Origin of the sequence: Flaviaestuariibacter amylovorans (assembly GCF_039541815.1) — a bacterium.
In the GTDB taxonomy this organism is placed as follows: Bacteria; Bacteroidota; Bacteroidia; order Chitinophagales; family Chitinophagaceae; genus Flavisolibacter; species Flavisolibacter amylovorans.
This window is the reverse complement of record NZ_BAABGY010000001.1, coordinates 278,038-292,157: the sequence shown is the minus strand read 5'-3', so window position 1 is coordinate 292,157 and position 14,120 is coordinate 278,038. Positions and strand designations below refer to the sequence as shown.

At 61.4% G+C, this 14,120-nt stretch carries 6 protein-coding genes; 1 reads left to right on the top strand and 5 read right to left on the bottom strand.

What is annotated here, in order from left to right; translation table 11 throughout:
• Positions 1–4 precede the first annotated feature (4 nt).
• Entirely contained in the window at positions 5–3,409 is a 3,405-nt protein-coding gene (ileS, locus tag ABD937_RS01270; RefSeq protein WP_345252772.1) for an isoleucine--tRNA ligase, read from the bottom strand.
• Between the two features lie 625 nt (positions 3,410–4,034).
• Entirely contained in the window at positions 4,035–6,479 is a 2,445-nt protein-coding gene (locus ABD937_RS01265; protein WP_345252771.1) for a TonB-dependent receptor domain-containing protein, read from the bottom strand.
• Positions 6,480–6,758: 279 nt separating this feature from the next.
• Between ABD937_RS01265 and ABD937_RS01260 the strand changes: the two genes are divergently transcribed.
• Positions 6,759–7,634, top strand: coding sequence for a CPBP family intramembrane glutamic endopeptidase (locus tag ABD937_RS01260; RefSeq protein WP_345252770.1), 876 nt, complete (start codon positions 6,759–6,761; stop codon positions 7,632–7,634).
• Between the two features lie 116 nt (positions 7,635–7,750).
• Here the strand turns inward: ABD937_RS01260 and ABD937_RS01255 are convergent, their stop codons facing one another.
• The 3 genes from ABD937_RS01255 to ABD937_RS01245 form a co-directional block, all read right to left on the bottom strand.
• Positions 7,751–9,568 (bottom strand): sensor histidine kinase, encoded by a 1,818-nt coding sequence (locus tag ABD937_RS01255; RefSeq protein ID WP_345252769.1) that lies wholly within the window; start codon positions 9,566–9,568, stop codon positions 7,751–7,753.
• A 140-nt stretch (positions 9,569–9,708) separates the two neighbouring features.
• Positions 9,709–10,470, bottom strand: a complete 762-nt coding sequence (locus tag ABD937_RS01250; RefSeq protein ID WP_345252768.1) for a hypothetical protein — start codon at positions 10,468–10,470, stop codon at positions 9,709–9,711.
• Between the two features lie 397 nt (positions 10,471–10,867).
• Positions 10,868–14,032: a PAS domain-containing sensor histidine kinase gene (locus ABD937_RS01245; protein ID WP_345252767.1), complete on the bottom strand. Its 3,165-nt coding sequence runs from the start codon at positions 14,030–14,032 to the stop codon at positions 10,868–10,870.
• Positions 14,033–14,120: the final 88 nt, after the last annotated feature.

Genomic DNA, 14,120 nt, shown 5'->3' with positions numbered 1-14,120 from the left:
ACAGTTACCCCTTTTTTAAAACGTTGACGCTGAGAGGCTTCTCATTCACCTCTATCTCTATGCCACCGTTCATTTTGTCAGTTAGCTCCAGCTTGTCTGCCAGAATTTCGGCGCAAATATAATCATTATAGTTCGCTAAGGCGGTGGCCAGGTTGCCCGTGGCGCCGGCCGTCACCTCGATGCGGTCGGTTACCTCGAAGCCGCTGTCCTTGCGGATCTTCTGGATGCGGTTCACAAATTCACGTGCCATACCCTCCTGCTCCAGTGCTTCCGTGAGGTTGACGTCGAGGGCGACCGTCAGGGCGCCTTTCGATGCCACCGACCAGCCCGGGATGTCCTCGGAAGTGATCTCTACCTCGCTCAGCAATAATTCGACCACGGCCCCGTCCTCCAGGGGGAGGGCAAGGCGTCCCTCCTTCTCGAACAGCCCGATCGCATGCTGGTCGAGACCGCTGAGGGCGGTCGACACGGCTTTCATCTTCGGGCCGAGCTTCTTGCCCAAAGCCACGAAGTTGGGCTTTATCTTCTTCTTGATAAACCCTTCCGTGTCGGTAAGGTATTCAATTTCCTTAATATTTACTTCATTCTTTATCAAATCCTCCACTTTTTGCAGCTGCTGCTGCATCAGGGGGTTGAAAACGGGGATCAGGGCCCGCTGCAGGGGCTGTCGTACCTTGATATTCACCTTCTTACGGATCGAAAGGATGAGCGACGATACGTCCTGGGCCGCGGCCATCCGCTCCTCAAGCAGGGTATCGATGAGCGAAGCGTCCGCAACCGGGAAAAGCACGTGGTGTACGGAGGCCTCGGAGAAGCGACCGGTAACGGCATTCAGGTTACGGAAGAGCTCGTCGGCAAAAAAGGGCGAGATCGGCGCCATGAGGCGGACGACCGTCTCCAGGCACTCATACAGGGTCTGGTAGGCGGCGATCTTGTCGCCCTCGTACTCCCCTTTCCAGAACCGTCGGCGACAGAGGCGCACATACCAATTGGAGAGCTGCTCGTCCACGAAGTCCTCGATGAGGCGACCGGCCACCGTGGGCTCGTAGTCGTCGAAGGCCGCTGTTACCCGCTGCACCAGCGTCTGCAGGCTCGAGAGGATCCAGCGGTCGATCTCGGGGCGCTCCGAAACCGGAACCGGTGCTTCTTTAAAGGTAAAGCTGTCCACATTGGCGTAGAGCACGAAGAAGCCGTACGTATTATATAAGGTACCGAAGAACTTGCGCTGCACCTCCTGGATGCCGGCGATGTCGAACTTAAGGTTGTCCCAGGGCGATGCGTTGGTGATGAGGTACCAGCGGGTGGCGTCGGCGCCGTATTGGTCGATGGTCGCGAATGGATCCACCACGTTACCCAGGCGCTTACTCATTTTGTTGCCGTTCTTATCGAGCACGAGTCCGTTGGAAACCACCGTTTTATAAGCGAGGCCCGGGTACTTCTCGTCCAGATCGCCCTCCACGCCTTCCTGGCGCAGCACTTCGTGCACCGACTCCTTCAGCATGGCGGCGATGGCGTGCAGGGTATAGAACCAGCCACGTGTCTGGTCTACGCCCTCGGCGATAAAGTCGGCCGGGTAGTTTTCGGCAAAGAATTTCCGGTTCTCGAAGGGGAAATGCGCCTGCGCATACGGCATGGCCCCGGAATCAAACCACACGTCGATGAGGTCCGGCTCCCGGCGCATCGGCTTGCCGGAGGGCGAAACCAGGACTACATCGTCCACATAGGGCTTATGCAAGTCCAGGATACCGTCGTGTAAATAGTTCTTGTTGGTATCGCCGCCCAGGACCTCGGATGCCTTCCTGATTTCGGTATTGAGTTCCTCGATCGAGCCGATGCACTTTTCCTCGGATCCGTCCTCGGTGCGCCAGATGGGCAGCGGGGTGCCCCAGTAGCGCGAGCGGCTGAGGTTCCAGTCCACCATGTTTTCCAGCCACTGGCCGAAGCGGCCGGTACCCGTAGCGGCGGGCTTCCACTGAATGGTCTTATTCAGCTCCACCATGCGGTCGCGCAGGGCCGTCGTTTTGATGAACCAGGCGTCGAGCGGGTAGTACACCACGGGCTTGTCGGTGCGCCAGCAGTGCGGGTAGCTGTGCTCGTATTTCTCCACCTTGAAGGCGCGGCCCTCCTTTTTGAGGTCCACGGAAATATCGACGTTAACGTCCACGTAGTCTGTGGCGCTCTTGTAATCCTTGATGTAGCGGCCGGAGTACGGTCCTACGCCATCCACAAACTTACCCTGGCGGTCCACCAGGGTGAGGATGCCGATGCCATATTTCTTGCCCACTTTATAGTCGTCGGCGCCGAAGGCCGGGGCGGTGTGCACGATGCCGGTTCCGTCTTCGGTGGTCACGAAGTCGCCGAGGAGCACGCGCCAGGGCTGCGCATCGGGCGTGATGGCCCGAACGGCCTCAAGGGAGTTGGCTTCAAAGGGCAGCAGGCGCTCGTACGTAGCATTTTCAAGCTCCGAGCCTTTCTTCTCCGCAACGATCTTCCAGGGGACCCCACCCTTGCCCTCACCGGGAGGGAGGGAAGCGAACGCTTCGAAATCGCCATTCTCGTTCTCTGCCTTGAAGTACTTGGGGATCAGCGCCTTGGCCAGCACCACTTGCTGGCGCTCGTGCGTATAGGGGTTGAACGTGTCTACCAGCGCATAGTCGATGTTCGGGCCCACGGTGAGGCCGAGGTTCGAGGGAAGCGTCCACGGGGTGGTCGTCCACGCCATATAGTAGTAGTCGGCACCCTGACCGAAGCGGTCCTCGGCCGCCTTGAAGAGCACCGTTGCCGACGTGTCCTTCACGTTACGGTAGGTACCCGGCTGGTTCAGCTCGTGCGACGAAAGGCCCGTACCAGCACCGGGCGAATAGGGCTGGATGGACACGCTTTTATACAGGAGTCCCTTGTTATAGAGCTCCTTCAGGCACCACCACAGGCTTTCGATATACTCGTTGGTGAAGGTGATATAGGGCTTTTCGAGGTCAACCCAGTAGCCCATCTTTGTGGTGAGGTCGTCCCACTTGTCCTTGTAGCGGAGCACGGCCTCGCGGCACTTCTGGTTGTAATCGGCCACGGAGATCGTCTTGCCGATGTCCTCTTTGGTGATGCCGAGCTCCTTTTCGACGCCGAGCTCTACGGGGAGCCCGTGCGTATCCCAGCCGCCCTTACGCTGCACCTGGAAGCCCTGCATCGTTTTGTAGCGGCACACGAGGTCCTTGAGGGTACGGGAGATGACGTGGTGGATACCGGGCATGCCGTTGGCGCTCGGCGGACCTTCATAGAACACGAAGGGCTTTGCGCCTTGCCGCACTTCCACGCTCTTGCGGAACGCTTGCTCTGCCTCCCAGCGCGCCAACACCTCTTTTTCGATGGCCGGCAGGTTGAGGTGCCGGAACTCTTTATAGCGATTGTCCATGAATCGGGTTGAAAATGTCCGCGAAGTTAAGGCGAAAGGCGAGAGAAAGGTTTAGGCGGTTCAGGAGGTTTAGAAGGGTTCAGAAAGGTTCGGAAGTGTTGTCGGGACGGTGCCGGATGGGATCCCGGAACGGTAGGAGCCGTAGAGACGCATCATATGCATCTGCCCAAGACGGGAATACCGCCGGGAAACAATGGAACAAGGAATAAGGAACAGGGAACAATAGAACAGGCAACACGAAACAGAGGAATGGGAAACAGCCCCTGGCGACGCTGCCCCACTTCCTTATTCCCTGTTCCTTGTTCCATGTTCATTTGTTCTTTCCCCAAATGGGAGAAGCCCCTGGAGAGGGGCTTCGTACTTAAGGCTTTTTAACAATTAAAAACACGTTCTGAAGAATGGGATGAAAAAAGCGGGCCACCCTTCGACAAGCTCAGGATGACAATGGGATGCCCTGCTGCCTGCCAAAAGCGAAGTCGCTGTAATTCATCCACATAGAGAGGAGCTCCCGTACAGGCACCCCGGTCATATTTATTTTTTCATCATCCCTGGTCGCCGGATCACCGAACCTCCAGGGAAACCCATTCACGATTGCCGACCCGAGGCTTCGGGTCACGATTCCCGGTTACCGTCCGCCACCCGATCCGCCCACGAGGTCGTCGTTGCTGACGCCTTTCTTCTTCGACACGTTCTCCGTCATCTTGCCGAAGTTCCAGCTCACGGCCACCGAAAGTCCACGGAAGGGTGCGTTCGATACGGAGCGGGTTTCGAAGGCCGGGTCCTTGGTGATCGTCACCCAATCGCGGCGCTTCTCGAGGAAGGAGGCCAAGCCGAGATTGACGTTGATCTTCTCATTGAACAGCTTGTAGCCAACACCGAGGCCGTACCAAAGGTTCATCGGGTACTGTGTCTGGAAGGTCACCGGCTGGCGGAAGTAGCCCCAGTAGCCCGATACGTTGAATTTCTTCGAGAACTGGTAGGTCGTATTCAGGTTGGCATTTCCGCCGTAGCCCGAGCTTTGCTGGCCCTTCATGGCCTTGTTCTTCACCTGGGCGTAGCGCACGTTGCCGTTGAGCGACACGTTCCACTTCTCGCTGATCTTGGCGTTGATGTTGCCGCTCAGGTTAAGGCCGGTTTCGATGCCGAGGTTGCCCGAGGTGGTAGAAGTGATGCCCGAGGCCGCGTCGAACGTACTGTACTGCACGATCATATTGTCGCTGTAGGTACCGTTCAGCGTCAGCCCGAAGAAGGTACCGCCCTTGGAGAGGCGGGCCTGCGCCGACAGGCTGTGGATCAGCTGCGGCTGGAGGTTGGGATTACCATAGGAAATATTGCGCAGGTCGTTGTTGTTCTTGAAGGGGTTCAGGTTCCAGATGAAGGGGCGCTGGATTCGCTGCGAGAAGTTGAACACGAGGTTGGTGGCGCCGGCCTTCGTGCTCACCTGCACGTTGGGCAGCCAGTTGCTGTACGATTGGGTAACGCGCATGGAGCCGGAGGCGAAGTCGCCGTCAATATTGGTGTGCTCGAAGCGGCCGCCGAGGCGGAAGGTCGTCTTCTTTACCTTGAACGAATACGTAGCGTAGGCACTGTACACTTCCTGGTCGTAGTTGAAGAAGTCGGTGTTGGCCGGGTTCAACTTGTAAGCCTCCACCGGCGTGCTGCGGTCCAGGCTCTCGAAGTCGGACGAGGCACGGCGCAGGATCGTCTTGATGCCGCCCTCGAGCTTCTGGTTGTTCTTCATGGGGTGCACGTAATCGGCCTGCACGGTGTACTGGCGATTCACGGCTTCGCTGTTGTTGATCACGTAGCGATCGTCGGTCACGGGGTTGTCCTGCACCGAGTTCAGAAAGGTGTTGCTGTTGCCGAATTCGGCATTGCTGCGGAGGCTGAACTCGCGCTCCTTGTTCGAAGAGAACTTGCGCACATAGTCGGCGCCGACGCTCTTGGTGGGATACTCGTTGCGGCTCGTAAGGTCATACAGGCTTACCGAGTCACGACCGCCAGCATAAGAGGTGGTGATGGTCTGGTCCGTAATATTACGGTTGTTGCCGCCGGAGATATTGCCGTAAACCGAGATCGTGTTGAGCGTGTCGAGCTCGTAGTTCAGCTCGAAGTTGCCGAAGTTCCAGAAGTTGTTCATGGTGCGCTTGCCATACAGCTCGCGCTTCGTGAAGGCCGGGTTCTGAACGAAGGGAGTTGTAGTTGTACGGTTGAGGAAGGGCACGTCGATGCCGCCGCCCGAGCCGTAGTACATGGTGAAGCCGATCTTGCCGTACTTGGCGGAGAAGTTGGCGTTGGCGTTCCACCAGCCGTTGGTGGAGTACCAGGTATTGAGCGAGCCATTGTAACCCACCACTTTCTTTTGTGTAACGATGTTGATGATGCCGCCCACGCCCTCGGCGTCGTACTTGGCGGAAGGCGACGTAATGACCTCGATCTTCTGGATCAGCGCGCCCGGAAAGCCCTTCAGCGCTTCCTTCACGTTCTGCGCAAACATGGCGGTCTCGCGGCCGTTGAGCAGCACCTTGAAGTTGCTCTGCCCGTTCACGGTCACATTGCCATCGCCGTCCACGGCCACGAAGGGCGTCTTGCGGAGGATGTCGATGGCAGTCTCCGTCTTGGCCACGGGGTCGGCCGATACGTTATAGGCTACCTTATCGTCGCTTTGCTCGATGAGCGGCTTGCGCGACCTCACCACCACGCCTTGGAGATCCTTGCCGCCCGGGGCGAGCAGGAGGTCCTTCAGCTCGGTGGCGCCGGCGGCCGTCACCTCGAGGCGCTCCTGGCGCTCGGCGAAGCCGGTGTGGGTGAGCGTTACAAAGTAGCGGCCGGTGTCGATGCCGGAAAACGTGAAGCGGCCTTTATCATTGGTATACGTGCTTTTGATGGGGTTTGCCGGCTGGGCAGCTGCGAAAAGCTCCACGGTGGCATACTGCAGGGTCTTACCACTGCTACTGTCTTTCACAAAGCCGGTGATGCTGCTTTTGCCAGCTTGGGCGAAGCCCGCGAGCGCGAGGAGCTGCAGGGATACAAAGAGAAAAAGCTGCCGGACGTTGGTTTTGCTGTTCATAACGGTTGCGTTTGGTCGGTTCAATTACGAAATCTGTCGTAAGTTGCTTCAAATGCGCGCCGGTTCCTTCCGGATTGTGTATGATTGGAGCGATTCGGGGATGGATTGAAGCTTTCCGGGGACGGGGTGATAAGCGGTAAAAAGAGGCCAATCCGGAGCATTTGTGTTAAGAAAATGTGACAGCCCGCAGCCTCGCCCCCAGCGGCCGGCGGCAAATCCGCGCGGCGCTTCTGTGCGCCGCCTTCGCTATCTTGTTGTCATAAACCCGCCTGCGCCACTATGATATCCTCCCTCCACGCTTCGCGGCAACCGCCCCCCTGGCTCCGGTGCGTGCTGCTCTGGGTGCTCTTCCTCGGGCTGCTCTTTGCAGGCAGCATATTTACGGCGCCGCTCTTCCCCGGGCAAGGCAAGCGGCTCGCATACGGCATCACCGGCACGGTGGCGGCCCTGGCAGCAACGCTGGCGGTATTACGGTGGAGCAAAGACCGCTGGGCCGACGCGGGGTTGCGCTGGAGTCGTTACTCCGTACCGCGCTTCCTGGGAGGCTTGCTGCTTGGGCTCGCGCTGCTGGCGGCAGTGCTCCCGCTTATTTACATCAGCACCGGCATCTACCCGGCGCTCCATCCGGATGCGGGCGCCCGGCTGCTGCTTCCCCTTGCTGTCTTTTTCCCGCTCGCGCTGATGGAGGAGATCGCGTTTCGCGGTTATCCCTTTACGCTGCTACAGCGGCGCTACGGCCTTTGGGCCGCACAGGGCATTACGGCTGCTGCGTTCGCATTGTACCATATCGTTACCGGCTGGCCCGTGCTCGGCTCCCTGTTGGGACCCGGCACCTGGGCCTTCGTATTCGGCATCGCTGCGGCCCGCACGGGCGGGCTCGCATGGCCTACCGGCATCCATACCGGGCTCAACGTGGGGCAGGCAGTGGTAGGACTCGGCATGGCGGCAACGGGGCCCTCGTTCTTCCAGCTCCGGGCACCCGACGGCAGCACCGGCGCGGCGCTCGCCGCGGCGATGATGCCGGCAGGCCTCTGCGCGCAGGTGATCTTCCTCTCGGCAGCACTCGGGCTCACCCTACGCCTCGCCCGCAGGCGCGCAGCTACATCGCCCCCGGCGCAGCAGGCGGCAACGCCGCTTGCCGCAGCGCCCCGCTAACCGGCCGCGCACTTGTATTTATACGGACCGCCGCATGCGGAGGCGCCCGTCCGGACGGGCGGCGAAAATGTACAATGGAGGTGCATGCCGGGAACCAGGAGGGCGAACGCCCGTGTTCAGCGATACTCCGGCAGCGCAATGGTTTCTTTGGGAAACAGGATCCTGAGCGAGCAGCCCTTTCCCGGCGACGACTCAATGGACAGGCGGCCGTCGTATGCCGCCGCGCGGCTGCGGATGTTGGCCAGCCCGATGCCGTGGTAATGCCCTTTCAGCTCAAACCCGACACCGTTGTCGCTCACCCCGAGGCTGAGGTGGGTGCCGTCGTACTCGAGTGCGATGTGCAGCCGCGTGGCTTGTGCATACTTCACGATGTTATTGACCTGCTCCTGGATGATGCGGTACAACACGAGCTTCACCTCCTTGAGCAGCTTATCCTCGCAGATACTCCAGTGCAGCTCGATCTCATAATGCTTTACCTGCCGGTACTGGTCGAGGAGCTCCTCGATGCCGGCGCGCAGGCCCAGCTCCTGGAGCGGCGGCGTCACGAGCTGCTTCGAGAGAAAGCGGATCTCGTCGATCGCCTGCTGGATGAGCACGGTTCCCTTTCCGGCATAGTGCGCGGCCTGCTCGGGCTGGTAGCGGATGCTCTCTACGTGGAGCTTCGCCGCGGTGAGGACCTGGTTGACGTTGTCGTGCAGCTCCTTGCCCACCTCCGTGCGCTCGCGCTCCTGGGTACGCAGCACGGCTTCGTTCAGCTCTTTCTGGATGTCGATGTGCTGGTTGATGATCATCTGTTGCAGGTCCACCCGCTCGGAGATGTCGGTCTGGATCGAGAAGTATTGCACCAGCTTACCGTCCGTGTCGAAGATCGGCTGACCGCGAAGCTCGGTCCAGTAGGCGCGGCCGGAGCGGCTGTAATTGAGCAGCTCGCAATGAAAGGGCTGTTGTTGCCGCACTTGGCGGCGGATGTATTCGACCGTCTTCGGGCTCGTTTCAGGGCCCTGCAGCAGGTCGCCGGGTTTCTGACCGGCCGCTTCGTCCAGGCCGTACCCGGTAAGCCCTGTAAATGCCTTGTTCACCCACACGATCCGACCGCCGGCATCGGTGATGATCACGGCATTCACCGTTTCTTCGGCCACCAGCGACAGCAGGCGCCGCTCATCCTCCACCTGCTTACGTGCCGTGATGTCGCGGAAAAAGATGGAAAGGCCGTCGCTGGAAGGATAGGCGTTCGTTTCAAACCAGCGCTGGAAATGGGGCGAAAAGAATTCGAAGGAGACCGGCTCGTTGTGCTCGAGTACCCAGTGGTAGCGCTCCCAGGCCAGGGAGCCGATGGCCATGGGGTACACGTCCCAGAACCGGCACCCGATGATCTCCTCGCGGGGCTTGCCGGTGAGGCGCTCGGCCGTTGCGTTGAAATAGGTAACGCGCCACTCGCGGTCCATCGCGAAGAAGCCGTCTGCGATGCTCTCGATCAGGTCGAAGAGGTGGCGGATGCGCCCTTCGGCTTCCTGCTTTGCGCGCAGGAGTTCGGCGGGCATCATATGCGGCAGCAACCGGGCCGTGCCGACGAGCAGCCCGCGTGCCGTGTCGCGGCGCAGCAGCCAATCGTACACCACGGGCAGCCGACCGCGCTTCAGAACGCCCGACAGAAAAGAGGCCTGCGGCTGTCCGCTGACAAGTGAAGTGAATGCAACGTGCGCGGCGGGGCGGTCGGCTTCTGGCAGCAGGTCGAAAAAGGATTGATCCTGCAGCGAGCCGGCGGTGCCGCCGAACAGGGTGGCAGCCGCTTCATTGACGAAGCAGAGGCGCCCGTCCTTGTGGAGCACGCAGATCGGATCGCCGAATTCGTTGCCGGTGAACAGGAAAGGTGCCGGAGCCGTGTCGAGCGCGACCACCGGGGATGGGGTTGAACGACGAAGGCGTACGCTCATAAGCAGACTGTTTGTCTAACAAACTACGGCACGAACTACAACTGGCTGGTCCCATTTTCGGTGATTTGCTGTTTTTAAGCGATTAACCTTACCCGTTACGACAAAAAGGCACCTACCTCCTCGATCAGGCTCCGACGGCGTTAAACGCACGCTGCCTCGTCGAAGCCCGGGCGCACAAAGCGGTGCGCGGCCGGAAATTGTTTGCGGCCCAAGGCCTCGATGCGCTCGAGCAGGGCGAGCAGCGGCAGCAGGCGGTCTTCGTCGGGGATGAGGCGGAAGAGGCTCGTAAAGGCAAGGCGGGAGCGCTCCACGCCAAGGAGGGCCACCTTGGCAGATCCGCTCGCGTCGCAATCCGGATCGTCGGGCGCGTCGCCGTCGCCGATCTGGCCGTTGAGCGCGCGGCGGAACTTGATACCGATGAAATGCTGGTACCAGCGGATCACCTGGTGGCAGTCTTCCGCGAGCTCGATCTCCTGGTACGAGGAGCCGGGAGTGCGGATGCCGAGGCGCACCTCTTCTGCCAGGGCACTGCCCTTCTCGCGCCAGATCGGGCTGTCGGAAAGCACCGCATCCACAGTGGCCGCATACTCGGCGCAGCAGATGCTGAGCGGGTGGGCGGCCACGGCTGCCTCGCGGGCGGCATGGGCTTGCCGGTACCGCACTTCCTCTTCGGGGCCGGGCTCGCCGAGGGTAAGGCCGTGGCTTTCGGCGTCGGCCTCCAGCAGCCGGAGCGTTTCGGCAAACTGGCCGGAGAGGCGCTCCCAGAAGGCTTCGTGCTCAGGGTCTTCTTCTTCGGGCGACAGGTCGGCAGTGGCGGAAAAGACGGCGCAGCGGGCCGTAAAGGCGCAGCGTTCGCACCAGCGGTCGCAGTAGCTGTGAATAGCGGGGATCCGGGCTTCCATGCAGGTGGTTTTAGACCTGCAAACTACCCCCTACCGCGGGCGCCGCCATGGGAAAAAGGCCAGGAAAAAATGGGAAAATTCCCCGGGAGGGTTCTGGGATTATGGGAGGAAGGTGAAGGGCAGAAGGCATGGAGGGAAATACTTGAACAAGTGAATACATGAGCAATTGAGTAAGCGAGGGTGGGATACAGGAGCAAATGAAAGAGGGAGGCGCAACGTCATCATGAGTCATTCCTCCAGCCTCAATCCTCATCCTTCCATCTCCCTCAAATGATCAAGTATTCATGTACTCGCTTACTCAATTATTCCTCCTCCTAACCTACGTCCCTCGTCCCATAACCCCAGAACCTCTAAAGCCCTTCCTCATTCGCTGTTCCGTGTTCCTTGTTCGATATTCCTATCCTTCCAACGGCAGCAGCAGCTCGAATAGTGCGCCTTCGCCGTGCTCGCCTTCGGCCCGGATGGAGCCACCGTGGCGATCTACGATCTTCTTGCAGAGGGCGAGGCCGAGGCCGGTGCCCTCGTAATGGTCTTTTGTATGCAGGCGCGTAAAGGTCTTGAAGATGCGTTCCGCCTCGGCAGAGTCGAAGCCGATGCCGTTGTCGCGGATGCGGATGCGGGCCATGGCAGGACGGCCTTCGGAAGCCGGCACCTCGTCCGCAGAAATACGGATGACCGTAGGGCGGCCCTCAGCGCCGAACTTAAGGGCGTTGTTGATGATGTTGTAGAACAGCTGGTAGAGCAGGGTGGGCGCGCCGGGCACGGTGGGCAGCGGGCCGCGCTCGATGCGGGCGCGCTTCTGCTCGATGAGCACCTCGAGGTCGGAGGCGATGTGGGTCAGCACCTCGTTGAGGTCCACGGCCTCGAAGGCACGGTGCTCCCCTTCGTTGAGCGAAGAGTAGCGGAGCACCCCGTCGATCATGGCATACATGCGGCGGGAAGCCTTCTCGATCTTCTGCAGGTAGGTGCGGCCACGCTCGGGCAGGAGGTGCCCGAACTCGGTGGAGAGGCGGTTCTCGAAGGTGGCGATCTTGCGGACGGGTTCTTTAAGGTCGTGGGAGGCTACGTGGGCAAACTGCTGCAGGTCTTCGTTGGAGCGCTGCAGCTCCAGGGTGCGTTCGGCCACGAGGCGCTCGAGGGTCTCGGCCATCGACTTCTGGTCGTGGATGTCGGTGCAGGTGCCGAACCAGCGGGTGATGGCACCGCTCTCGTCGCGGATGGGCGTGGCGCGGCCCAGCAGCCAGCGGTATTGGCCGTCGGCGCGGCGCATGCGGTAATCGATCTCGTAATAGGCGCCTGTTTCGATCGAGTGCTTCCAAGCGGCCCAGGAGCGCTCCACGTCGTCGGGGTGCAGCACGTTGCCCCAGCCGGTGCCTTTTGTTTCCTCGTAGGAAAGCCCGGTGAACTCGTACCAGCGCTTGTTGTAAAAATCGTGGAAGCCCTTTGCATCGGTAGACCAAACGATCTGCGGCATGAAGTCGGCCAGGAGGCGCAGCTCTTCCTCGCCCCTGCGGGCGGCGGCGGTGGCGGCGCGCAGGTCGGTGATGTCCATCAGCACAGCTCCCACCATGTCCACGACGCCCGTGCGGGTGTTGCGTACCGGGTAAAAGCCGGTGTGCCAGGTGCGGGCGGTACCGGGCTCATGGGGCATGGAAAATTCCACCTCGAGGCCCAGTACGGGCGCTCCCGTAGCAAACACCTGGTCGATGATGCCTTCGAGCATCGGGGTGTATTGCTCCCCGATGACGTCGCGGATATGGAGCCCGATGTGTTCGGAGGCGGGGCGGCCGTTAGCCGCGGCAAGCGCATCGTTGACGCGCACGTAGCGGTGATCGTGGCTAAAGAAGGCGAAGCCGATCGGCGCGTTCTGCAGCATCGACTCGAGCTGCGCGAGGGTCGCTTCCTGGCGGGCCGTGGCCTCACGGAGGGCGGCCTCGGCATTGCGTTGCGCGGTGATGTCGGTATGCACGCCCACCCATTCGCGGATGGAGCCGTCGTTGTTGAGCACGGGAACGGCCTGGATGGAGAACTGCCCCCAGGAGCCGTCGTGGCGGCGGAGGCGGTGCTCGAACACGAAGTTCTTGCGCCCGCGCACGGCATCCTCCCAGGCGGCTACGGTGGCGGCCGCATCGGCAGGGTGCACGACGTTGGCCCAGCCATAGCCCTCGTACTCGGCGCGGGTCTGGCCGGTGAGCGCCGACCAGCCGGGCTGCTCCCCTTCCATACGGCCTTCGGCGGTGTTGGTCCAGAGGATGCCCTGCACGGCCTGCACGGCGGCGCTGAAGCGTTGGCCCGACACGCGGAGCGCTTCCTCGGCGAGCTTTTTCGGCGTTACGTCCTGGATGGTGCCGCTGAAGCGGTACGCGGCACCGCCCTCGTCGAAATACGACTTGCCGATGGCCCGCACGTAGCGGGTAACGCCGTCGACGGGGTGCACCACCCGGTACTCGATGTCGTAGTCGCGGAAGGCGGGGTTGCTGATGGTGCGCCCGATGGTGGCCACCACGCGGGGCCGGTCGTCGGGGTGGATGGCTTCGATGGCGAGGCCAAGCTCCACGTGCTCCTCGTCGGGCGGGAGCCCGAAGAGCTCTCGGGTGCGGCGGTTGGAGCGGAGGCTGTTGGTGCGCGGGTCTACGTGCCAGTAACCGAGGTCGGCGGCGGCGATGGCAGCCTCCACCTCGTCTTCGGCGATGGCCTGCTGCTGGCGTGCGCGCACGCTTTCGGTGACGTCGGTGGCGAGCAGGAGCACGCCCGCGACGCTGCCGTGCACATGGTAGGGATTGTATTCGATGTTGAAATAGCGGGTATCGGCGGGAGCGCCCGGGCGCTCGAACCGCGCAGGGATCTCTATGCCCTGGAAGGGCTTGCCGCTGTGGAGTACGCCACGGAGGAGGCCGGGAAAGCCCTGGTCCACCATCTCGGGGAGCACGTCGAAGAGGGGCCGGCCGATGATCTCCGGGCCGGCGCCCCACATCTCGAGAGCGGCAGGGTTGGCTTCGGCGATGGTGAACTCCTCGCCCATGAGGATGGCGATAATGGCCTTGGACTGCTGCATCACCGAGCGGTAGCGGGCGATCTTACCCGAGGCCTCCTTGCACACCACGAGCACGCCTTCGGGGCGGCCGTCGTCGCCGCGCACGGGGCTCAGGCTGGAAGTCCAGAACAGCTCCTCCACGCGTCCGTGGCGGCGGGTGGGTGTGGGCACGTCTTCGTAAAACACCGTGTTGCCGTTGGCCAGCACGCCTTCGACGAGCGCGGCTACCTGCTGCCAGGAGGCGCCGAATACGGTAGCGGCGGGAAGGGCTAGGGCATCGTGGGCGGGGCTATCCTCGGCAAGGAGCGGCAGGTAGGCGTCGTTATAGAAAACACGGTGACCGGGCCCCCAGAGCAGCACCATCGGGAAGGCCGAGGAGAGCAGGTTGCTGAGGGTGACGCGGAAGGCGGCGGGCCAGGCGGCCGGCGGGCCGAAGGGGCTTTCCTGCCAGTTGTGGACGGCGAGACGGGCGGCCATCTCACCCGGAAGGGCGGCCAGAAAGGAGTTATCGGTTAAAGGCTGCGTCATGGATCGGCTAAGGGAATAGAGCGCTTGTGGGTTCGAATGTACGGAATTGAAGCCCCCTGTGCCCCAAAGGGGGAACTTACGTGGGAGA

What these genes read in the sequence shown, in the direction of transcription:
- ileS (WP_345252772.1), bottom strand. Translation starts at nt 3,409, where the DNA reads ATGGACAATCGCTATAAAGAGTTCCGGCACCTCAACCTGCCGGCCATC.
- ABD937_RS01265 (WP_345252771.1), bottom strand. Translation starts at nt 6,479, where the DNA reads ATGAACAGCAAAACCAACGTCCGGCAGCTTTTTCTCTTTGTATCCCTG.
- ABD937_RS01260 (WP_345252770.1), top strand. Translation starts at nt 6,759, where the DNA reads ATGATATCCTCCCTCCACGCTTCGCGGCAACCGCCCCCCTGGCTCCGG.
- ABD937_RS01255 (WP_345252769.1), bottom strand. Translation starts at nt 9,568, where the DNA reads ATGAGCGTACGCCTTCGTCGTTCAACCCCATCCCCGGTGGTCGCGCTC.
- ABD937_RS01250 (WP_345252768.1), bottom strand. Translation starts at nt 10,470, where the DNA reads ATGGAAGCCCGGATCCCCGCTATTCACAGCTACTGCGACCGCTGGTGC.
- ABD937_RS01245 (WP_345252767.1), bottom strand. Translation starts at nt 14,032, where the DNA reads ATGACGCAGCCTTTAACCGATAACTCCTTTCTGGCCGCCCTTCCGGGT.